The organism is Nocardioides sp. WJ219 (genome assembly GCF_058559815.1).
In genome coordinates, this window is record NZ_JBZUJV010000001.1 from 766730 (window position 1) to 787879 (window position 21150).

18 protein-coding genes are annotated in these 21150 nt (G+C 71.2%); 11 read left to right on the forward strand and 7 right to left on the reverse strand.

All coding sequences use genetic code 11. The annotated features are described in order from the left end of the window. Positions 1 to 18 precede the first annotated feature (18 nt). The 3 genes from AC4MBH_RS03760 to AC4MBH_RS03770 form a co-directional block, all read right to left on the reverse strand. Positions 19 to 1449 (reverse strand): cytochrome b, encoded by a 1431-nt coding sequence (locus AC4MBH_RS03760; protein ID WP_491792996.1) that lies wholly within the window; start codon positions 1447 to 1449, stop codon positions 19 to 21. Further along, positions 1439 to 2809, reverse strand: coding sequence for an NAD(P)/FAD-dependent oxidoreductase (locus AC4MBH_RS03765; protein ID WP_491792997.1), 1371 nt, complete (start codon positions 2807 to 2809; stop codon positions 1439 to 1441). Before AC4MBH_RS03765 ends, AC4MBH_RS03760 begins: the two co-directional genes overlap by 11 nt. A gap of 226 nt (positions 2810 to 3035) precedes the next feature. Beyond that, entirely contained in the window at positions 3036 to 4181 is a 1146-nt protein-coding gene (locus tag AC4MBH_RS03770) for a DUF2515 family protein (protein ID WP_491792998.1), read from the reverse strand. A 237-nt stretch (positions 4182 to 4418) separates the two neighbouring features. Between AC4MBH_RS03770 and AC4MBH_RS03775 the strand changes: the two genes are divergently transcribed. The 7 genes from AC4MBH_RS03775 (at position 4419) to AC4MBH_RS03805 (ending at position 12825) form a co-directional block, all read left to right on the forward strand. Then, on the forward strand, positions 4419 to 4787 hold the full coding sequence (locus AC4MBH_RS03775) for a thiol-disulfide oxidoreductase DCC family protein (RefSeq protein WP_491792999.1): 369 nt from the start codon (positions 4419 to 4421) through the stop codon (positions 4785 to 4787). A 102-nt stretch (positions 4788 to 4889) separates the two neighbouring features. Continuing rightward, positions 4890 to 6089: an NAD(P)/FAD-dependent oxidoreductase gene (locus AC4MBH_RS03780; RefSeq protein WP_491793000.1), complete on the forward strand. Its 1200-nt coding sequence runs from the start codon at positions 4890 to 4892 to the stop codon at positions 6087 to 6089. 139 nt (positions 6090 to 6228) lie between these two features. Beyond that, a complete protein-coding gene (pdhA, locus tag AC4MBH_RS03785; protein WP_491793001.1) occupies positions 6229 to 7356 on the forward strand; it encodes a pyruvate dehydrogenase (acetyl-transferring) E1 component subunit alpha in 1128 nt (375 codons plus the stop codon). Continuing rightward, complete coding sequence (locus AC4MBH_RS03790) at positions 7344 to 8360, forward strand: alpha-ketoacid dehydrogenase subunit beta (protein WP_491793002.1); 1017 nt, start codon at positions 7344 to 7346, stop codon at positions 8358 to 8360. Before pdhA ends, AC4MBH_RS03790 begins: the two co-directional genes overlap by 13 nt. Beyond that, positions 8353 to 9717 carry a dihydrolipoamide acetyltransferase family protein gene (locus tag AC4MBH_RS03795; protein WP_491793003.1) on the forward strand — a complete coding sequence of 455 codons (1365 nt, stop codon included), beginning with the start codon at positions 8353 to 8355 and terminating at the stop codon, positions 9715 to 9717. The genes AC4MBH_RS03790 and AC4MBH_RS03795 overlap by 8 nt, the downstream gene beginning before the upstream one ends. A 73-nt stretch (positions 9718 to 9790) precedes the next feature. Further along, the gene (locus tag AC4MBH_RS03800; protein WP_491793004.1) at positions 9791 to 11521 is read left to right on the forward strand and encodes an L-aspartate oxidase; all 1731 of its coding nucleotides are present in this window, start codon (positions 9791 to 9793) and stop codon (positions 11519 to 11521) included. Between the two features lie 122 nt (positions 11522 to 11643). Continuing rightward, the gene (locus tag AC4MBH_RS03805) at positions 11644 to 12825 is read left to right on the forward strand and encodes an NAD(P)/FAD-dependent oxidoreductase (protein ID WP_491793005.1); all 1182 of its coding nucleotides are present in this window, start codon (positions 11644 to 11646) and stop codon (positions 12823 to 12825) included. A 71-nt stretch (positions 12826 to 12896) separates the two neighbouring features. On the opposite strand, the gene AC4MBH_RS03810 is transcribed toward AC4MBH_RS03805, so the two are convergent. Continuing rightward, the gene (locus tag AC4MBH_RS03810) at positions 12897 to 13475 is read right to left on the reverse strand and encodes a TetR/AcrR family transcriptional regulator (RefSeq protein ID WP_491793006.1); all 579 of its coding nucleotides are present in this window, start codon (positions 13473 to 13475) and stop codon (positions 12897 to 12899) included. 100 nt (positions 13476 to 13575) lie between these two features. Here AC4MBH_RS03810 and wrbA point away from each other — a divergent pair, with 100 nt between their 5' ends. The 4 genes from wrbA (at position 13576) to AC4MBH_RS03830 (ending at position 17471) form a co-directional block, all read left to right on the forward strand. Then, a complete protein-coding gene (gene wrbA / locus AC4MBH_RS03815; protein ID WP_491793007.1) occupies positions 13576 to 14217 on the forward strand; it encodes an NAD(P)H:quinone oxidoreductase in 642 nt (213 codons plus the stop codon). A gap of 4 nt (positions 14218 to 14221) precedes the next feature. Beyond that, on the forward strand, positions 14222 to 15250 hold the full coding sequence (locus AC4MBH_RS03820; protein WP_491793008.1) for an alcohol dehydrogenase catalytic domain-containing protein: 1029 nt from the start codon (positions 14222 to 14224) through the stop codon (positions 15248 to 15250). 280 nt (positions 15251 to 15530) lie between these two features. Further along, the gene (locus AC4MBH_RS03825) at positions 15531 to 16919 is read left to right on the forward strand and encodes a serine hydrolase (protein WP_491793009.1); all 1389 of its coding nucleotides are present in this window, start codon (positions 15531 to 15533) and stop codon (positions 16917 to 16919) included. Positions 16920 to 17192: 273 nt separating this feature from the next. Beyond that, positions 17193 to 17471, forward strand: coding sequence for a hypothetical protein (locus AC4MBH_RS03830; protein WP_491793010.1), 279 nt, complete (start codon positions 17193 to 17195; stop codon positions 17469 to 17471). A gap of 62 nt (positions 17472 to 17533) precedes the next feature. Here the strand turns inward: AC4MBH_RS03830 and AC4MBH_RS03835 are convergent, their stop codons facing one another. The 3 genes from AC4MBH_RS03835 to AC4MBH_RS03845 all read right to left on the reverse strand — a co-directional run bounded on the left by AC4MBH_RS03835 (position 17534) and on the right by AC4MBH_RS03845 (position 20547). Beyond that, the gene (locus AC4MBH_RS03835; RefSeq protein ID WP_491793011.1) at positions 17534 to 19318 is read right to left on the reverse strand and encodes an FtsX-like permease family protein; all 1785 of its coding nucleotides are present in this window, start codon (positions 19316 to 19318) and stop codon (positions 17534 to 17536) included. 143 nt (positions 19319 to 19461) lie between these two features. After that, on the reverse strand, positions 19462 to 20220 hold the full coding sequence (locus tag AC4MBH_RS03840; RefSeq protein WP_491793012.1) for an ABC transporter ATP-binding protein: 759 nt from the start codon (positions 20218 to 20220) through the stop codon (positions 19462 to 19464). 123 nt (positions 20221 to 20343) lie between these two features. Beyond that, positions 20344 to 20547, reverse strand: a complete 204-nt coding sequence (locus AC4MBH_RS03845) for a hypothetical protein (protein WP_491793013.1) — start codon at positions 20545 to 20547, stop codon at positions 20344 to 20346. Positions 20548 to 21150 lie beyond the last annotated feature (603 nt).

Consider the following 21150-nt stretch of genomic DNA (forward strand, 5'->3'; position numbering starts at 1 on the left):
TGCTGCCCACGTCGGTGCCTACGCCACGCTGTCCGCACGTGCCGGCACCGGGTCGAGTGCCGGGTCGAGTGCCGGGTCGAGTGCCGGGTCGGGCGGCCGGGTGGACGGCGCCCGAACCGGCGCGTGGAGCTCGGTGTAGCCACCGTCGGGTGCCCGCACGATCACTCCGGTCTCGAAGCCGACAGCCTCCGCCACCCGTTCGCGGTCTCGAAGGCCGAGGCACACGGCGCGCGCCACGACGAAGGCCAGCACCGGGCCCGCGACGATCGCCACCCGCAAGAAGTTGATGAGGGACTCGAACGAGAGGTGGAACTGGGTCGCGATGATGTCGACGCCCCCGGAGACGAACAGGACGCCGTAGAACACTGCGCCGGCGGCTCCTGCGCCGGTCCGCGCCGGGTTGTCCCGCGCGCGGTCCAGGACGTGGTGCTCCTCGTCGTCCCCGGAGAGCCGGCTCTCGATGAACGGGTAGACAGCGACGAGCATCAGGAAGAGGCCCACGACCGCCATGGGGACGAGCAGCGCCAGCGGCCACGTCCTGCCCCAGAGCACGACCTCCCAACCGGGTGGCACGAGCCGCAGAGCGCCATCGAGGAACCCGAGGTACCAGTCGGGCTGGCTGCCGTTCGATGCGCTGCCGCTGTCCGCGGGTCCGTAGAGCCAGATGGGAGCGATCGTCATCGTTCCGCCCATGAGCACCAGCCACCCGGCCGAGATGACGAACAGGCCACCGGAGCGCGCGGTCGCCGCTCGGAGGTTGGCCGCGTGGCTGACCTCGCCGTGATGGCGCCGCTCGGCCGCCACCTGCATGGGGCCGCGCTTGAAGGCCAGGCGCAGTCGCAGCGCGACGACGGCGACCAGGAGTCCGGGGAGCACGACCACGTGCAGCGGGTAGAGCGTCTCGACGATGTGCCCGGGGAACTCGCCGAAGAGGAGGGACGCGAGGTGAGGGCCGACGACGGGGATGCCCAGCATCATCCCGTGCATGATCCTCAGCCCCGTGCCCGACAACGAGTCGTCCGGCATCGCGTAGCCGGTCACACCTGCCGCCAGCGCGAGCACGAAGGTCGCGAACAGCAGCAGCCACATCCCCCGACGCGGCTTGCGGAAGGCGCCGGAGAAGAACGTGCTGAACAGCTGCAGCATCAAGGAAGCCGGGAGCACGAGTGCGGCCCAGTGGTGCGTCTGCCGCACCAGCAGGCCGCCGCGCACCTCGAGGCTGAGGTGGAGCGTCGAGGCATAGGCCGGCGACATCTCGGCGCCCGTCAACGGCTCGTAGCTGCCGTCGTAGGTGACGTGGGGGCCCGAGGCGTCGTAGAAGTACGCCAGGTACATCCCCGTCACCAGGAGGACCACCATCGCCGCCATGGAGATGACGCCGAACCTGTGAGCCCAGCGGTTGGGAACGACGCGTCCGCGAAGCTGCGTCGCCCACCGCTCAGGCAACATGCCTGTCACCGCGCTCCGGCCGCGGGTGGTGCTCGAGACGACCACCGCTGACGAACTCGTGCCGAGGCTGCTGGACCGAGGTCAGCGACACGATGTCGCGTCCCAGGAACAACGCGGTGAACCAAGCGGAGAAGACTCGAACCTTGCGTTCCCAGGTCGGGATGGCCAGGCCTTGGTAACCCCGGTGGATCAGCCACGCGAGGAACCCCTTGATGGCCAGGGGTCCGGCCTCGAACACTCCGGTCCCCAGTCCCAGCGTCGCGACGGTGCCGAGCGTGCGGTGTCGGTACGGCCGGGTCGCCGAGCCCCGCAGTGTCCTGGTGATGTTGCGAGCGAGCCGTTTGCCCTGACGGACAGCGTGCTGTGCGTTGGGCACCGTGTAGACGTAGGGCGGGGACGCGGTGCGTGTCAGGTCCGGTACGGCGGCGTCGTCGCCCGCAGCCCACGCGTCCACCACCGGGTGCTCGTCCGTGCCGACGCGGAGGTCGGGGCGCACGACCACCAGGCCGCGCTGGTCGACGGGCAGGTCGGTGTGCTTGGAGATGGTCGGGTTGGCGGCGGTCCCGGCTGTCCACACGATCAGGCCGGACTCGAAGCGCTCGCCCGAGGACAGGACGACGTCGCCTCCCACAGCCGAGGTGACAGTGGTCCTCAGGTGGACACGAGCGCCCCTGCGCTCGAACGACCGCACCACCCACGCGCCGGTCTTGGCGGAGACCTCGGGCAGGATGCGCTCGCTCGCCTCCACCAGGTGGAAGTTGAGCTCGTCCGGGGAGATCTCCGGGTACCTCTTCAGGGCGGCGCGCGACAGGCCCAGCAGCTCCCCGAACCCTTCGGCACCGGCGTAACCACCACCGACGAACGTGACGGTCAGTGCTCTGGTGCGTGCCGGTCCCTTCGGCATGGCCGCTGCGCGGTCGAGCGCGGTGAGGAACCCGTCCCGGATCGCGACGGCCTCCTCGACGTGCTTGAGGCCGAGAGCCGTCTCGGCGATGCCTGGCACCGGCAGCGTCCGGGTGACGGCTCCAGCCGTGACCACGATGACGTCGTACGCGAGCTCCACCTCCCGCCCGTCGTTCATCCGCGCGTGCACGGACTTGCTCCCGTGGTCGATGGACGTCGCGCGTCCACTCAGCACGGTGGTCCGCCGTAGGTGCCTGCGCAGCGACACGGCCACGTGGCGCGCCTCGATCGAGCCCGCCACGACCTCGGGCAGGAACGGCTGGTAGGTCATGTACGGACGGGGATCGAGGATGGTCACGGATGCCTCGGACCGCTTGAGGCGCTTCTCGAGGTGCCACGCGGCGTAGAAGCCGGCATAGCCGCCACCGACGATGAGGATGTGTGGAGTACGGAACACGATCGCTCCTCCTGGTCTGACTGGTCGAGATCCCGTGCGGGGTCTCACTGCTTCGACACCTCTGCGCGGCTGGATGTGATGCGTGGGCGGTGAGATGTCCGCCTCGTCACCCCGTCCGGCTCGTCGCCGGCGGAGGCAGGCGTGAGACGGCCGGGACGGACGTCCGGGTGCGGTAGGGGCCCGGTGTGCGCAACGGCAGGTCGGACACCCGCAGGCAGATCGGGTCTCACGCGCTGCAGGCGCGGCGCTCCGGGGCGCCGGGACGCCACGCGCCACCAGGACGCTCGGTCCCTCCTGGTCGGGGTGCTCCACGCGAGGAGACGCGGCGACGGTCCTGGTCGAGGATGCGTCGCAGGATGGCTCGGATCTCGCGCGGATCTGCATCGAACCGTTTGAACCGGGGCACGACGCTCGACACGAGCCAGCGCCACCGGTCGTCGTAGTCGGTGATGCGCGGATCCACCCGTCCGCTGAGGCCACGCGGGTTCGCACGGACGAGGGTGTAGAGGTAGAACGAGGTGAAGTACTCGACCGCATGCCACGGTCCACGTGTCTCGAACGTGGTGGCCGATCCGAGCGAGACGACCCGGGCGTACCTGTCGGAGAGGCGATCGAAGCGTGGTTGCACCACGACGCGCTGCTCGTGCTCGAGGAGGAGGAGATTGCCCTCCCAGACGAGGTCCCGTGCTCTTCCGCGAGCGGCCGGTGACGCCGTCGGGTCCTCCAGCACCCGGCGGCCCTGGTCGAGTGCTTCGAACCCGGCCAGCACGGGTGCGTAGCGACGCTCGTCCCGCAGGAGGGCGCGGAGCAGTCCGATCCCGTCCTCGGAGGTGACGTAGGCGAGGTGGACCCAGAACAGGTCGTCGAAGATGTCGTTGTTCGTCGCCCGGATCGTGTTCACGTCCTCCGTGAGCACCCGCCACATCCCCGGTCTGTGCGGGTGGTCCGAGGAGCCCCTGAGAGCGGTCTCGAGGTGGAGGGGAAGGAGGGCGACGCGGACGTGGTGCGACGCGATCGCCGCCATCCCGGCCCACTTGAAGCACGTGGGCAGAGCCATGTAGGCCCAGGCGTAGCACGCCGAGATCTCCCGGTTGCGGTGGGCGGCGCAGCACTCGTCCACCAGGATCCCCTCGGCCAGGGCCTTCCAGCCGGCGACCGTGCGCGGAGGACCCTGCTGGATCTGGTCGAGTGCGAGCAGGAGCCGTTCGCCGCCGAGGTCTCCCTCCGTCCACCCTCGGCGATCCCGCCCAGGAATGGCTCGCGTCCGGTCGAGGCTGCGCGCCCTGCTCACGAACCGCTGGCGGTGCTTGCGCTGCGGCAGCCTGGACGAGGGGCGTACCCCCACGGACCGAGCGGCGTCGGTCCCGGTCATCGCCGGGTTCCCCGGACCACGCAGCGGCTGTCGAACGCGTCGTACCGCGCTCTGCCCGAACTCGGCATGTGTGCCTCCTGGATGCGGTGAGGGTGAACCCCCTCAGCACCCACGACCGCCACCGGACGTCGATCGTGAGGCTGCCAGCCGGATCGCCGCCGCGGTGAGATCAGTCCCACAGCGGGCGCCTCCGCGGACCCAGGACCGTGCTGAGGACGCCCGCGTAGCGTTGGTGGCATGGACCGAGGACTCATGCTCAACGACGGGGACTGCGGCTTCTGCATGCGCGCCGCCTTGCTCGTGCCGCGCCTGGGTGTCGACGTCGACAGCTCCACCGTGCAGTCGGTCGACCTGGCGGCGCTGGGCATCGACGAGGAACGAGCGCAGGTGGAGATGCCCTACGTCCACCCCGACGGCCGCGTCGACTACGGCCACCGGGCCTACGCGGCGATCCTCCGCACCGGCCCGCTGCCGTGGCGCCTGGTCGGTCGGCTGATGACGACCTGGCCCTTCGACCCGATCGCCCGACGCGCCTACCACTGGGTCGCCGCCAACCGCACGCGACTGCCCGGCGGGACGCCCGCCTGCTCGCTCGACGCTCGCTGAGTCGTCCAGCCCCGCCGCCGCGCACCGCGCGCGGCTGCGGCTCCCGAGGAGCTCGGTCCGACGCAGACCTCACAAAACCGGGCTGTGTCTCGTCGAGGGAGCATGAACGACTCGAACCCTCATCGCATCATCATCATCGGCGGCGGCTACGCCGGGATCCTGTGCGCCAACCGGCTCGCGGGGAAGCTGAAGTCGCGAGCGCGGATCACGCTGGTCAACCCGATCGAGTCGTTCGTCGACCGGATCCGTCTCCACGAGGTCGCAGCCAGGACCGACGCCGAGCCGGCCACACGTCACTCGCTCCGCTCCCTGCTCAAGCCCGCGGTGGAGCTCCGGCTCGGCCGCGTGACGTTGATCCGACCCGACGAGCACCGGATCGACGGTGTCGACGTCGCGTCGAACGTGCCCTGGGCCGAGCGCTACGACACGCTCGTCTACGCGGTCGGCAGCGGTGTTCCCGTCACCTCGGTGCCCGGCGCAGCCGAGCACGCCCACAACATCTCCAGCCTCGAGGCAACGCACGCGCTCCGCAGCCGGCTCGCCGAGGTTCCCGACGACGCGTCCGTCCTCGTCGTCGGTGGAGGAGCAACCGCCATCGAGCTCGTCACGGAGCTCGCCGCGCTACGACCGACCCTCCGGCTCAGCGTCGTCACCTCGTCCCAGCTCGGGCCGACCCTCTCGGCGAAGGCGCGCACCTACCTCACGCAGGCTCGGGCGATGTCCCACGTGAACGTCCTCGAGCGCACCCCGGTCGTCGAGGTGACCCCGGCCGGGATCCGCACCGGCGACGGCGAGGCCATCGCCGCGGACTGCGTGGTGTGGGCCGCGTCGTTCGCGGTGCCCACGCTCGCCCGGGACAGCGGCCTCGACGTGGACCGTTCCGGCCGGCTCGTCGTCGACGAGTACCTCCAGACCACGAGATACCCGGACGTCCTCGGTGCGGGCGACGGGTGCTTCGTCGACGGACCACCCGGCGAGACCCTGCGGATGGCGTGCGCGACCGCGATCCCACAGGGCGGTCATGCTGCCGCCACGATCATCGCGGGACTCGAGGGACGCTCGCCCGACCCCTTCGGCCTCGCCTACCTCGTCCTCGCGATGAGCCTGGGGCCCGGGGACGGACTGGTGCAACGGACCCGGTTTGACGACAGCCCGACCGGCACCGTTCTCCAGGGCAGGCCTGCCGCGGTGTTCAACGAGCTGAACAACAGGTACGCGAGATCGGTGCTCGCCTGGGAGCGGACGCGCGCCGGCGCGTATCGCTGGGTCAAGCCGCCCCAGGGCTCGCGCCGCGTCGCGTGACGCGGGGAGCAGCAGGAGCGCGCGGCGACAGCGGGTCGAGGGACGTCGCACGCCGACATGTCGCCCTCCCCATGACCGGCATGCCTCATGAGACTGTCCGGCGTCATCGAGGCGCCGGTCGACCACCGGGAGATCTGTGATGTCAGGAACGACGCGGTCCTCGACGCCCACGAGGCGCCGGACTGGGACAACGGGGACGAGGGCACCAGCAGCAACCCCGCCGACCGAGGAGGAGCGTCAGCGGTCGCAGCGCTTCTACCGACAGATGCTCTTCATCCGGCGCTTCGAGGAACGTGCCCAGCGCGCCTACACGCAGGCGCTCATCGGCGGGTACTGCCACCTGAACCTCGGTGAGGAGGCCGCCATCGCAGGCCTCATGGACGAGCTCCGGCCCGAGGACTACCTGTTCACGAACTACCGCGAGCACGGGTACGCCCTGGCTCGAGGCATCGACCCGAACGCCGTGATGGCAGAGCTCTTCGGGCGCGTGGACGGGGTCTCCAGGGGCTGGGGCGGCTCGATGCACATGTTCGACGTCTCCCACCGGCTGCTCGGGGGGTACGGGATCGTCGGGGGACAGCTTCCGATCGCGACGGGAGCCGCCTTGGCGTTGCAGTACCAGGGCGCTGAGGAGATCGTGATGTGCACGATGGGCGACGGCACGGTCGCAGCCGGCGCTTTCCACGAATCCCTCAACCTGGCGAGCCTGTGGGACCTGCCCATCGTGTTCGTCATCATCAACAACGGGCTGGGGATGGGGACCCCGGTGGCCCGTTCGTCGGCTCTGCCCGACCTCTACCGCCACGGCGACGGGTATCGCATCGAGTCGGCGCGCGTGGACGGCATGAACCCCCACACGGTCGCCGCCGCGGCTGCCAGGGCGGTCGACGTCGCACGGGGTGGGCGGCCGTACCTGCTGGAAGTAGTCACCGAGCGGCTGAAGGGGCACTCCGTCGTCGACCCGGCGAAGTACCGCAGCAGCGAGGAGGTCGAGCGTCTCAAGGGCGTCGACCCCGTCCGCGCCTTCGCGGAACACCTCACGGCGACAGGGGTCCATGACCCTGGGTCCCTCGCGCAGCTCGACGCCGAGGTGCGGCGCGAGGTGGACGCAGTCGCCGCGTTCGCCGCGGCCAGCGAGCTCCCCGACGCCGGCACCCTGTTCGACCACACCTACGCCAGCCCCGTTCCCAACGACTCGCGGCTCCTGCCCGGTGACGCCCTGTACCCCGCGGCGCCCATGCCGGGAGGCGCGGCATGGCCGTCGTGACCTACCGCGAAGCACTTCGGCAGACCTTGCGCGCCGAGCTGTCACGCGACGAGAACGTCATGTTGATGGGCGAGGAGATCGGCGTGTTCGAAGGTTCGTACAAGATCACGGCGGGGCTGCTGGAGGAGTTCGGCCCTCGGCGGGTGCGGGACACCCCCATCGCGGAGGAGGGCTTCACCGGCGCCGCCATCGGGGCGGCCATGCTGGGGCTCCGTCCGGTCGTGGAGATCATGACGATCAACTTCTCGCTCCTCGCCCTCGACCAGATCGTCAACCACGCGGCCAAGATCCACGGCATGTTCGGCGGCCAGATGAGCGTGCCGATGGTGATCCGCACACCCGGTGGGGGAGGGCAGCAGCTGGGGGCGTCGCACTCGCAGAACGTCGAGCTCTACTACGCCTTCGTCCCGGGGCTCAAGGTGGTCGCACCCTCGACCCCCGCCGATGCGCGAGCGCTGTTGCTCGCTGCGATCCGGGACGACGACCCGGTCCTGTTCCTGGAGAACCTGGCGCTGTACAACACCAAGGGGGACGTGCCCGACGACCTCCCTGCCGCCACGATCGGCAAGGCGAGGGTCACTCGCCCCGGACGCGACCTGACCTTGATCGGCTACTCCCGCATGGCCATGGTCGCCCTCGAGGTCGCCGAGGAGCTGGCGGAGAGCGACGGGCTGGACATCGAGGTCGTCGACCTGCGGAGCCTCCGCCCGTTGGACCGGGAGACCGTCGTGGAGTCGGTGCGGAAGACCCATGCAGCAGTGATGCTGGAGGACGACTGGCTGACCTACGGCATCGGCGCCGAGGTCGCCGCCACGATCTCGGACGGCGCCTTCGACCACCTGGACGCGCCCGTTCGTCGCGTCGCCATGGCTGAGGTACCGCTGCCCTACTCGAAACCCCTGGAGAGTGCAGCCCTGCCCTCGCGTCAGGACGTCGTGGACGCCATCCGGGCCACGCTCGCAGCGGTGGGCCGCCGTACCAATGGAGGGGGGCCGCATGAGTGACATCACGATGCCGCGGCTGTCCGACACGATGGAGGAGGGTCTGGTCCTCAGCTGGCTCAAGCAGCCGGGGGACACCGTCGAGGCCGGCGAGGCGCTCGTCGAGATCGAGACCGACAAGGCCGTGATGGAGTTCGAGGCCTACGAGTCGGGAGTCCTGTCCAGGGTCCTGGTCGCGGAAGGCGAACGGGCTGCCATCGGCACGGTGATCGCCGAGCTCCTGGCACCGGGCGAGACGGCGCCAGCACGGGAGGAAGCGGTCGCTGACGAGGTCGCCACCGACGCCGACGAGCAGGAAGGCCACGCCCAACCCACCACGGGCCGGCCCACCACGGGCCGGCCCGCCGTTGACCGGCCTGCTCCTGACGAACCGGTGTCCGACGCCGCACCGAGTCAGCGACCGGACCGGCTCCTGGCCACCCCGCTGGTCCGCCGCCTCGCGAGGGAGCAGGGTCTCGTGCTGGACGACATCGCTGGTTCCGGTCCGGGAGGTCGCATCATCCGCGCCGACGTGATGCGCCTGCTCGACACCGATGGGCAGCCGGGCGTGGAGGCGAGCCCCGAACCCGATGCTCGAGGAGCGGCTCCGAGCGCCCCCGTCACGATCGACGTCCCCGACGGACCACCACCGCCAGGTGCCTCGCCGGGTCACGACCGGCGCGAACCTGAGGAGGTCCCGTTCGACTCCGTGCGAAGGGTCATCGCGCAGCGCCTCAGCGAGAGCTCGAGGGACGTGCCGCACTTCGTCGTCACGGTTGTCGCCGACGTCGAGGAGCTCGTGCAGATGCGGAAGGAGGTCAACGAGCGCTTGGGAGCCGCCGACCGCGAGAGGGTGAGCGTCAACGACATCCTGGTCCGCGCGTGCGCCCTGTCGCTGCGCGCGCACCCTCACGTCAACGCGAGCTTCCGGTCGGACGACGCGGCCACGATGTTCGTCCACAGGCGGGTCCACGTCGGCGTCGCCGTGGCGTCGCGGACGGGACTGGTGGTCCCCGTCATCGACGACGCAGATCGCATGACCGTGACGGAGATCGGGCGGCAGACCAGGCGCCTGGTGGCGGCGGCCGACGCGCGGAGGCTGACACCTGAGCAGATGTCGGGCGGAACCTTCACGATCAGCAACCTGGGCATGTTCGGCGTCGAACAGTTCACCGCGATCATCAATCCGCCGCAAGGCGCGATCCTGGCGGTCGGGGCGACGGTGCGGGAGCCGGTCGCGGTCGGTGACGACGTGGCCATCCGGCACCGGATGCGGCTCTCGCTCGCCTCGGACCACCGGATCATCGACGGAGCCTTGGCCGCACAGTTCTTGCAGACGCTCACGGGCCTGCTCGAGCAGCCGTGGACGATCCTGGCGTGAGCATCCACATCACATCTCGGGTCGGCGAACGGTCATGGGCGGGAGAGCACGACCGTCGAGAAGGAGACCTGCCTTGAGCAACACCGAACGTCGTCTAGCGACCACCGTGCTGGTGATCGGCACCGGCGGGTCCGGTCTCAGAGCCGCGATCGAGCTCGCCGAGGAAGGGTTCGACGTCGTCGCGGTCGGGAAGCGACACCGTCTGGACGCCCACACGGCGCTCGCCGCCGGCGGCATCAACGCGGCCCTGGGCACGATGGACCCGGAGGACTCGTGGCAGCAGCATGCGGCCGACACCATCCAGGAGAGCTACCACCTCGCACATCCGCACACCGTCGAGATCGTCGCGCGCGGCGCCGAGCAGGGGATCCGGGACCTGGAGCGGTACGGCATGACCTTTGCGCGGGAGGACGACGGCCGCATCTCGCAGCGGTTCTTCGGCGCACACAGCTGGCGCCGCACCGCCTTCGCGGGCGACTACACCGGTCTGGAGATCCAACGCACCCTGGTCGCGCGCGCCGAGCAGCTGGGCGTCTCGATCCTCGATGGCCTGTACGTGACCCGGATCCTCGTCGAGGACAACGTGGCGTTCGGCGCCTACGCGTTCGACGTCTCGACCGGCACCCGTCACGTCATCGTCGCGGATGCCGTCATCCTCGCGGCCGGCGGCCACAACCGGATCTGGCGTCGGAGCTCGTCCCGACGCGACGAGAACACCGGCGATTCCTTCCGCCTGGCGGTCGATGCCGGCGCGCGTCTCCGTGATGCGGAGCTCGTCCAGTTCCACCCCTCCGGGATCATCGAGCCGGAGAGCGTCGCGGGCACCCTGGTCTCCGAGGCCGCGCGCGGCGAGGGCGGGGTGCTGCGCAACGCGCTGGGCGAGCGCTTCATGGAGCGCTACGACCCGGAGCGGATGGAGCTCTCCACGCGCGATCGGGTCGCCCTTGCCGCCTACACCGAGATCAAGGAAGGGCGGGGCACACCCGAGGGCGGGGTGTGGCTCGACATCTCGCACCTACCGCGCGACGTCGTCATGGGCAGGCTCCCGCGGGTCTACCAGACGATGCTCGAGCTGCAGATGCTCGACGTCACGCGCGAGGCCATGCAGGTCGCGCCCACTGCGCACTACTCGATGGGTGGGGTGTGGGTCCGCCCCGGTGACCACGGCACGGACGTCGACGGCCTCTACGCCATCGGTGAGGCGGCGAGCGGACTGCACGGAGCGAACAGGCTGGGCGGCAACTCGCTCATCGAGCTCCTCGTGTACGGGCGGATCGTGGGTCAGGCTGCTGCGCAGTACGTCGCCGGGTTGGGGACCCCACGCCGTTCGCCCTCGGCGATCGACGAGGCGCGAGTGGAGGTGGACACGCTCCTGGCCGCGCAAGGTCCCGAGAACGTCCGCGCACTCCAGCGCGCCGTTCGCGACACGATGACCGAGCACGCCGGTGTCGTCCGCGACGAGGTGAGCCTGGCCAGCGGCCTGGCGCAGATCGACCGCATCGACGAGCGGGCCGCAGATCTCGGCATCCACCCGGACATCGCCGGGTTCCACGACCTCGCCCACGCCTTCGACCTGAGGTCGTCCCTGCTCGCCGCGCGCGCGACCCTGGCCTCAGCGCTCGAACGACGTGAGTCGCGCGGATGCCACCACAGGAGCGACTTTCCCGACCTCGACCCGGAGCTGCAGGTCAACCTGGTCTGGTCCCCGAGCACGGGTGTGGTGCGCGAGGCCATCCCGCCGGTGCCGGACGACATCTCCGACCGCTTCCGCGAGGTGTCCACGGCCGGCAAGCTGGTCGAGTAGCAGCGGCGTCCGGGTCGGACCTGCCCCTGACGCTCCACCTTCTTCTCCACCCCACCTCACATCCGGAGGTCGAGGGTGGTCGTAGCAGGCATCAGTCACTGTCGCGCTACCGAAGGAGCTCCATGGACACCACCATGTGTCGCGCTGTCGTCATCGGCGGGGGATACGCCGGCGTCATGGCCGCCAACCGCATGCAGGGGAGTGGGAGGGTCAGCGTCACCCTGGTCAACCCCCGTCCCAGCTTCGTCGAGCGGATCCGGCTGCACCAGCTCGTGATCGACGACGATGACGCGATCGAGGACTACGCGACCCTGCTCAACCCCGACGCCGAGCTCGTGGTCGACACAGCCGAGCGCATCCTGTCGTCGGAGCGTCGGGTCGTCCTCGTCTCCGGTACGACCCTCGAGTACGACTACCTCGTCTACGCCGTCGGCAGCACCAGCCATGTGCCCGCAGCCGTGCGTGGCGCTGCGGAGCACGCGTACCCGATCAGCGAGCTCGAGCAGGCCCAGCGGCTCAAGACCCGACTCGCGGACCTGCCGACGACGGCACCGATCGTGGTGGTCGGCGGTGGTCTGACGGGCATCGAGACCGCCTCCGAGCTCGCTGCGGCGGGGCGGAGCGTGACCTTGGTCAGCGACCAGATCGCACCGACCTTGAGCAGGCCGGGCCGCCGGTCCGTCGCCCGGCAGCTGACCAAGCTGGGGGTCACCATGGTGGAAGGGCCCGGCGCCGCCGTCGCCGCGGTCTCCGCTGACGATGTGGAGCTGGCTGACGGCACGGTGCTGGCGAGCGAGCTCACGGTGTGGGCGGCAGGGTTCAGCGTGCCCCGGCTCGCTGCGACGAGCGGACTGACCACCGACTCGCGGGGACGGCTGCTGACGGACGAGACCCTCACGAGCGTCGACGACGCCCGGATCGTCGCCACCGGTGACGCTGCGGCACCGTCCGGCATGCCGTTCAGGATGAGCTGCCAGTCAGGGCTGCCGCTGGGCGTCCACGCGGGCGACACCGTGCTGGCCCGGTGGGGGGACACGCCCGTCACCGACGTGAGCGTGCCCATGTACGCCCAGTGCATCAGCGTCGGCCGCGCCCGGGGGACGGTCCAGCTGCAGCGCAGCGACGACACTCCGCGCAACATCTACGTCGGGGGACGGGCCGGCGCCTTCATCAAGGAGCGGGTGTGCCGCCAGACCGTCCAGTGGATGCGTGGCGAGGCCCGCACGCCGGGGTCCTACACGATGCTGAAGGGGCCCGACCGGACCGGCACCGTGCCGCCGCGACCCTCCGCCGCGGCTTCCTGAGGACCGGTGCGCCAGCAACCGGCTGACGAACGGGCCGAACGGTCCGAGCGCTGGTCGGGTGCCGGTGCGGGTCAGGCAGGGACCAGCAGCTCGAGCACGAGCGCGGCGGCAGCGTCGTTCGGCAGGTCCTCGAGACGGTGCAGGCGGAACCAGGTCTCGAACGAGAGGCCCCACCGCAGGGCACTGCGCCGGGCCTCGGGCAGAGCCGGGCTGCGGACGGTCTCGAGGAGCACCGCGGAGGCGGCGTCGAGGAACGCACGGTAGGGATCCAGCGACACCTCGATGACGGGGGAGGCCGTGGCGTCGCGCAGCACGTTGGTCAGCATCGGCTCGACCGAGGCGTAGAAGTCGTAGGTCTCCCGGAAGCCGTTGCGCGCCGCGTCCTGGCCCGGCGCGGCCCAGCCGGCCGGGTCCGGGAGCGGGTGGTCTGCCCAGTACCGACCCGAGCAGGCCGCGAACAGGTCGGCGTCGTCGGGGAAGTGCCGGGTCACGGTGATCCGTTGGACCCCGGCGCGCTCGGCGATCGCCGAGATCGTCGTACGGGCCGGGCCGACCGTGCCGTGCAGGTCGATCGCGGCCTGGGTGATCCGGTCGCGGGTCGCGTCCATGTCGGCGGCGCGCTGGCGCAGCTCGTACTTGCGGTTGGCCATTTGGATGACCATAACCGATCACTGAAGTTGACGTGGCGGTCCCGGCCTCGTACCGTCATTTGAGTGATCACTACTGATCACTCAAATCGAGAGGACGACCATGACCGACGACACCCCGGCCCGGCCCAAGATCGCGATCATCTACTACAGCGCGACCGGCACGGTCCACGAGCTCGCCACCGAGTACGCCGCCGGCGCCACGGCCGTCGGCGCCGAGGTCCGCCTGCGTCGGGTGGCCGAGCTGGCTCCCGACGCCGCCATCGACACCAACCCCGCCTGGCGTGCGCACACCGACGCGATGGCCGACCAGCCCCGCGCGACGACGGAGGACGCCCTGTGGGCCGACGCCATCGTCTTCGGGACACCGACCCGCTTCGGCAACGTCGCCGCGCAGCTCAAGCAGTACATCGACACCCTCGGCGGACCGTGGGGACAGGGCCTGCTCGCCGACAAGGTCTACTCCGGGTTCACCTCCACCTCGACCGGCGGAGGCCGCGAGTCGACCCTGCTCGCGCTGTACCAGACCGTCCACCACTTCGGCGGCGTCCTCGTCACCCCCGGCTACACCGACCCGATCCAGTTCGTGACGGGCACGCCGTACGGCCCGTCCCACGTCGACGGGCAGGGCACGATCCCGCTCAGTGACGACACGCGCGACTCCACCCGGTACGCCGGCACCCGGGTCGCCCGGGTGACCCGAGACCTCCTCGGCGGCCGCGGCCTCGAGCACCGGGCCGGGTGACGCGATGACGACCACCATGCTGGCCACCACCATCGACGCCGTGGGCGCGCCGTGGCGCCTCCAGGAGGTCCCGGTGCCCACCCCCGCGCCGGGCCAGGTCCTGGTCCGGGTGCACGCCTCCGGCATCTGCGGCACCGACCCCTACATCACCGGCGGGCAGCTCGTCTTCCGCGACCTCCCGGGCGTCCCGGGGCACGAGGGCGTCGGGGAGGTCGTCGCCGTCGGCGACGGCGTCACCTCTCGGGTCCTGGGGGACCGCGTCGGGATCATCGCCCTGCAGGAGTCCTGCGGGCGGTGTGCCTGGTGCCGAGGCGGCCGATCCCTCGACTTCGTCACCGCGGCGCAGTGCGCCGGCGCCGTCCTGTCCGGCTTCAACGTCGACGGCGCGCAGGCGGAGTACGTCATCGCGGCGGCCGCGGGCACCGTGCTGCTCCCCGACGGGCTCACCTACCGCGACGCGGCGCCGATCATGTGCATCGGCTACACGGCGTGGAGCGGGATCCGCCGGGCCGACCCCGAGCCCGGCGAGCGGATCGCCGTCGTCGGGATCGGCGGCATGGGCCACCTGGCCGTGCAGTACGCGCGCGCGGCGGGGTTCGAGACGATCGCCGTGACGGCCTCCGGCGACAAGCAGGAGATCGCCACCCGGCTGGGCGCCCACCACGTCGTCGCCGACGGGGCCGAGCTGGCCGCGATGGGCGGCGCCGACGTGCTGCTCTCGACGACGAGCTCCAACCGGTCTGCGGTCGACGCGCTCCAGGGCCTGGCTCCCTACGGTCGTGCCGTGTTGATGGGCATCGCGTTCGACGAGCTCGACCTGGGCGGCATGACCCTGGCCATGATCATGAACCGGCACTCGATCCTGGGCTCGGCGCACAACGGCACCTCCTACCTCGTCGAGGCCCTCGACCTCGCCGCCTCCGGTGCCGTGACGCCGATGGTCGAGACGTTCGACGCCCAGGACGTCGCCGCGGCGTACGACCGCGCCGCGTCGGGCCAGGCCCGGTTCCGCGTCGTCGTCGAGTACTGCTGAGCGGCCGACCTCGCCGCCCCGGTCGCGCGCTGCTGCGTGCCGGCGGCACCCCCCGTGGCTCCTCGAGCCCTCGTCATGACGCAGAACAGCCTCTGACCTGCTGGCGCAGGTCAGAGGCTGTGGTGGTGGTGCGGGCACATCCGCGGTCCTGCGTCCCGCGGGGCCGGGGGACACCAACCCCGGGCCTGCCGCGTGGGTTTGTCGTCCAGCACCAACGGGTCCGGGTGCTCTCGTGGTGCACGACGAACACCCCCGCTGCCGCCGTCCCTAGCGTGACGACATGACCGCACTCGAGGACGTCGACACCTGGATCGCCACGCAGCTCCCCCTGCTGATCGAGAAGTACGACGTGCCGGCGGCCGCGGTCGCCGTGCTGGCCGAGGGCGAGGTCGTCGACCATGCCGCAGGTCTGCTGAGCCGGAGCACCGGGGTCGAGGCCACCCCCGACTCGGTGTTCCAGATCGGGTCGATCACCAAGGTGTGGACCGCAACGCTGGTGATGCAGCTGGTCGACGAGGGCCTGCTGGACCTGGAGGTGCCGGTGCGCACCTACCTGCCGGAGTTCCGGATCGCTGACGAGTCGGTGTCGGCGAGCGTCACGACCCGGCAGCTGCTCAAGCACACCGCCGGGTTCGAGGGCGACATCTTCACCGACACCGGCGTCGGTGACGACTGCGTCGAGAAGTACCTCGGCGTCCTTCACGACGTCCCGCAGCTGTTCCCACCGGACGAGCTCTTCTCCTACAACAACGCGGGGTACAGCGTCCTCGGACGCCTGATCGAGGTCCTGCGCGGCAAGCCGTACGACGACTGCTTGCGCGAGCACCTGATCAAGCCCCTCGGGCTCACCCACGCCGCCACCAGCCCCTACGAGGCGATCCTGTTCCGCGCTGCCGTGGGCCACCTGCAGCCCGGGCCCGGGGCTCCGGCGGAGGCGGCGCCGGTCTGGGCCATCACGCGGTCCAACAGCCCGGCCGGCTCGATGCTCGCCATGCGGCCGCGCGACCTCATCGCGTTCGCGAGGATGCACCTCGACGGCGGCACCGCCGCCGACGGCACGCGCCTGCTGCAGGAGTCGACCGTCGCAGCCATGCAGGAGAAGCAGGTGCGGCTGCCCGACCTCGGCGTGATGGGCACCCACTGGGGCCTGGGGTGGGAGCTGTACGAGACTCCCGACGGTGTCCTCGTCGGTCACGACGGCAACACCATCGGCCAGGCCGCGTTCCTCCGGATCGTGCCGGAGACGGGAGTCGCCATCGCCCTGCTCACCAACGGTGGCGACGCGTTCTCGCTCTACCGCGACATCTACTCCCACCTGCTCCCCGCCCTGGCCGACGTCGACCTGCCGGCCCTGCCGGAACCACCGGCGCACCCGGAGACGATCGACGCCTCCCGCTACGTCGGCACCTACTCGGCCGAGGTGTTCGACATCGTCGTCTCCCAGGACGAGGACGGTCGGATCTGGATGGACCTGACCCCCAGCGACATCGCCGAGGGCCTCGGGGGGAAGGCCGAGCGCAAGGAGCTCGTGCACCACGCCGGCGACAGCCTGATCCCGATCGAGGCCGACCGCGGGATGTTCATGCCGCACGCCTTCCTCGGCGACGACGGCGACGGCCACGCCCTCTTCATGCACGTCGGCCGCGCGGTCCGCCGCGCCGGCGCCTGACCCTCCACCCGTCCTGCCCCGTCCTGCCCCGTCCTGCCCGCCCCGCTCGCTCCCAGAGGACCGACCATGAAGCTCACTGCCACGTCGCTCTGGCCGATCCGAGGCGCGCTGCCACGCGATGCTCGAGCTGCGACTCCTCCCCACGTCATCCCCAGCGCCGACGGGTCTCCGGTCTCGGTGAGCGTCCCGCCCGCAGCCCGGGTCGGACCTGGCCTCGACCCCGCCGTACCGGCCTCGGCCGGGCCGGGCCAGGAGCGAGCCGGTGTCTACTCCGTGCGTGTGGTGGTCGGCAGCCGGGACCGCTCGACACTGCTGAGCCTCGCCTCGGTGCTCCATCGCCGTGCCGTGGACGTGCTCCGCGCTGAGCTCGTGTGGCTCACCCAGGACACCAGGGCCTTCGAGGCCACCATCTCGGGCACACCGCGCCAAGCTGCCAACGTCGAGCAGTCCCTCCGCGCCATGGTGATGGTGACCGAGGTGACCGTCGCGCCGGCGGGGGAAGGGACAGCGCACGCCGGGATCGTCGAAGCCACCGCCCCCCGACCGTCCTAGGCGGAGCGCTGCGCCGCGGCAGAGTGGGGTGGATCAGGCCCTGTCGACCTCGGTCCAGGGGTTCAGCGCGTGACGCGGGTGGCGGCGCTGACGGTGCGGACGGCGATGAGCTGGGTGACCAGGAGGGGCAGGCCGAGGACGACACCGCTGAGCACGGCGTACGTGCGGAGGTCGAGGACGGGAAGGCCGGACCCGAGCAGCCCGGCGCTGGCACCGGTCAGCGCAGGCAGGACGGCTGCGGTGCCGACGGCCCAAGCCGCCAGACCAGTGAGCGCAGCCTCGACACCGGTCATGGCCCGGAGCTGGCGCGCGGTGGCTCCGCTGCGGTGCAGGAGGCGGAGCTCGAGGACTCGTCCGGCGGTGAGGAGCGCGAGGGCGTTGAGCGAGCCGACGCCGACGAAGAGCAGCAGGAAGAGGGTGAGGAGCGCGGACAGGCGCTGGGCCTCGGCGTCCGGGCTGCTGGCGTCGGCAGCGTAGCGCTCCGTCGTGGTGAGACCCGTCCCGCTCGATGCGAAGGTGGCGGTCTCGTCGGCGGCGAGCAGGGCCAGGTGCACGACCGGGGTCACCTCGTGGGCCGTCAGGGTCTGCGGCCCGATCAGCAGCCCGCCGACACCGAGCCCGCGGTCGTAGACGGCGACGACCTCGAGACCGACGGTGGCAGACCCGTCGAGGCGTACGTCGATCGTGTCGCCTCGTCCGAGACCGGTGTCGAACGCGGTGTCGGCGCTGATCGCGACGGTGTCGTCACCCTGCAGGTCCTCCAGGGACCCCTGGGTGACCGCGGGGTCGAAGATGTCGGGCGCGACCTGCGGCGGCACGGCGCGCAGGAGGGTCGTGACGAACGCGAGGCTGTCCGGGAGGCCCGCGTCCTCGGGGGTACGGAACTGGGCGGGGGCGTCGGCGAGCGGGACGACCTCCCTGACGCCGGGCTCACCGGCCAAGGCGGCCAGCTGCGCCGGGTCGAGCCCGGTGGGGGAGGAGGCCACGTGCTCGGTGCCGATCGCGGCGGCCAGCTGCTCGGAGGCGGCGCGCTGCAACGTCCGCTCCAGGGCGCTCTGAGTGGTGCCGACCGCCAGCACCAGCGCGAGGGGGACGACCACGGTGGTCAGGCGGCGCGAGAAGCCGCCCAGGTTCCACAGCGCGAGCCGGGTGGCCGCTCCGGCGCGGTCGGGGACCACCTTCGCAGCGCGTCGGAAGGTCCACCCGACGAAGACCGGACCGGCCAGGGCAGCGGCAGCGATGAGCAGGAGCCCGGAGGAAGCGGCCAAGGCGGCACCGACCGTGCCGGGGACCACCAGCGGAGTCCCTGCCGCGGAGAGTCCGCCGAGCGCCGTGATCACCGCGGCGTAACGGCGTACGCGGCCGATCGGTCTGGTCTCGGCTGCGCTGTCGGTGATCGCTGCGGTCGGGGAGGCCCGGACGGTCTCCCGGGAGGCGAGGCGACCCGCCAGGAGCACGGTCGGGACCACGAGCAGGACCGAGCCCACCACAGGAACAGGGGACAGGGTCGAGGTGAAGTCCGCATCGACGACTCCTGCCCTGCGGAGGACCGGGTCGAGCCACCGGGCGACGAGGAGCCCCGGACCGGCGCCCAACGGTACGGCGACCACGCTCAGGAGGAGCAGCTCGAAGGTGATGATGCGGCGGACCTGGGCCCGGGTGGCGCCCACGGCACGGAGCAGTGCGAACTCGCGTCGCCGACGACGAAGAGCCAACGTCGTGGTGGACGCGACGACGAGCACGACGAGGAACAGGGCGGTCCCGGACAGCGAGGACGCGACGGTGACCAGGGCGCCGCCGCTGCCGGCGGGCTCCCGCAGCCCCGACTCGAACAAGACTCCGGTCATGGTGCTCAACGTCGACGCCATGGCGATGACGAGACCGGTTCCGACCGCGCCGGTCCAGCTTGCCCGCGCACCCGCAAAGGACAGGTGGCGCAGGCTGCCGGAGCCGCCGACGGGTGCCGGGGCACTCGCCGAGGTTGCGGAGCTCATCGGCCGACCGCCAGGATCCTCGCGGAGACCTGCTCGACGCTCGGCGCGACCATCTCGTCGACCACGAGGCCATCGGCCAGCACCAGCACGCGCTCAGCCGCCGCCGCGACGCGACTGTCGTGGGTGACGATGACGATGGTCTGGCCGAGGTCGCGCGCCGTGTCTCGCAGCAGCTCGAGCACCGCCGCGCCGGTGGCGGAGTCCAGGGCCCCGGTGGGCTCGTCGGCGAAGACCACGGTGGGCCGGGCGACGAGGGCCCGGGCGATGGCGACGCGCTGGGCCTGACCGCCCGAGAGCTCGCCAGGCAGCCGGTCGAGGAGGTCGCCGAGGCCGAGGCGGTCGACCACGTGCGTCGTCCAGGAGGGGTCGGCACCATGGCCGCCCAGCACCAGCGGGAGCTGGACGTTGTCGCGGATGTCGAGGTGCCCGATGAGGTTGTAGGACTGGAACACGAAGCCGACGTTGTCGCGCCGGAACCGGGTCAGCTCGTCGTCGTCGAACGTGCTGATGTCATGCCCGCCGATGACGACGTCTCCGCTCGTGGGCCGGTCGAGGCCTGCCGCGCAGTTCAGCAGCGTCGACTTGCCGGACCCCGACTGACCGATGATCGCGGTGGTCGATCCGGTCGGCAGGCTCAGGGAGATCCCGCGCAGCGCAACGGTGGCTGCTCGTCCCTCCTGGTAGGTCTTGCGGACGTCGCGCAGAGCGACCGCGGTCTCGGTCAGCGGTGCGGTGGGCATCGGAGTGCTGGTCATGTGTGGGGCTCCTGGGTGATGAGGGGTAGCGGTGGTGGGCGATGGACGGCCTGCCGGAGGCGACGGAGCCGCAGCGGGACCGGCGAAGACGCGCACCCAGCGAGGGGCCGACTCCGACGCCGTTCAGCGGGCGCTGCAGGTCACTCGCCTCTCCTCGGTCGCGCGGCCACAGCGCCCGGTCGACGTCGTCTCGCCGCCCGCGCCGTTGGTGCGCAGCAGGGCGTTCAGCTCGCCGCGCTCCACCTGGAACGAGGGGTCCGTCACGGAGGGAGAGCCGTCGGGGTCGACGGCGGGGTCGACGACGTCGATGGCAAGGCAGGCGGACATGACGGTTCCTCTTGTGTCGCGGATCCCGGGTCGAAGGGCGCTCTCGCAGCCGGGATCCTGGGGCGGAGCGCTCCCGCTCGCCCCAGAGCCGCGGGGCACTGCCGTGCCACCACGCTCGCATCGGCGGCGGCACCTTCGCGTCGGTGAGAATCCCCGAGTCCTTGCCTGTCGTCGCCGCGTCGTGGGGGAGGCGACGGTGAGGTGCCGGGCGCTTCGGCCCCTGCTGCGGTTGCCTCGTGCCCTTCAGGAGAGAACGCGCTCAGCGGTGGCCTCCAGGACGACGCGCTCGTCGCGGCGACGACCTCCCTGGGACGCAGCCCGCTGCTCGTCCGGCCGACCGGCTGGCCGGCCGACCGGAGTCGCTCGATGGATCGACGACCTCGGGGGCGATCCCGAGGATCGGGGCAGACAGTACTGACTGAGGGGTAGACAAAAGTAGGACAATGAACGACATAATGCCCCAGTCATTCGTGTGATCGTCGTCATAACCGCTGGAAGGTCGCTCCTCGTGCCTCAGAACAGCCACTCGCCCGTTGGGAGTCGCGCCAGGAGGCTCGTCGTCGGGGGCGTCCTCGCGGCCCTCGGCGGCGGGCTTCTCGCCAC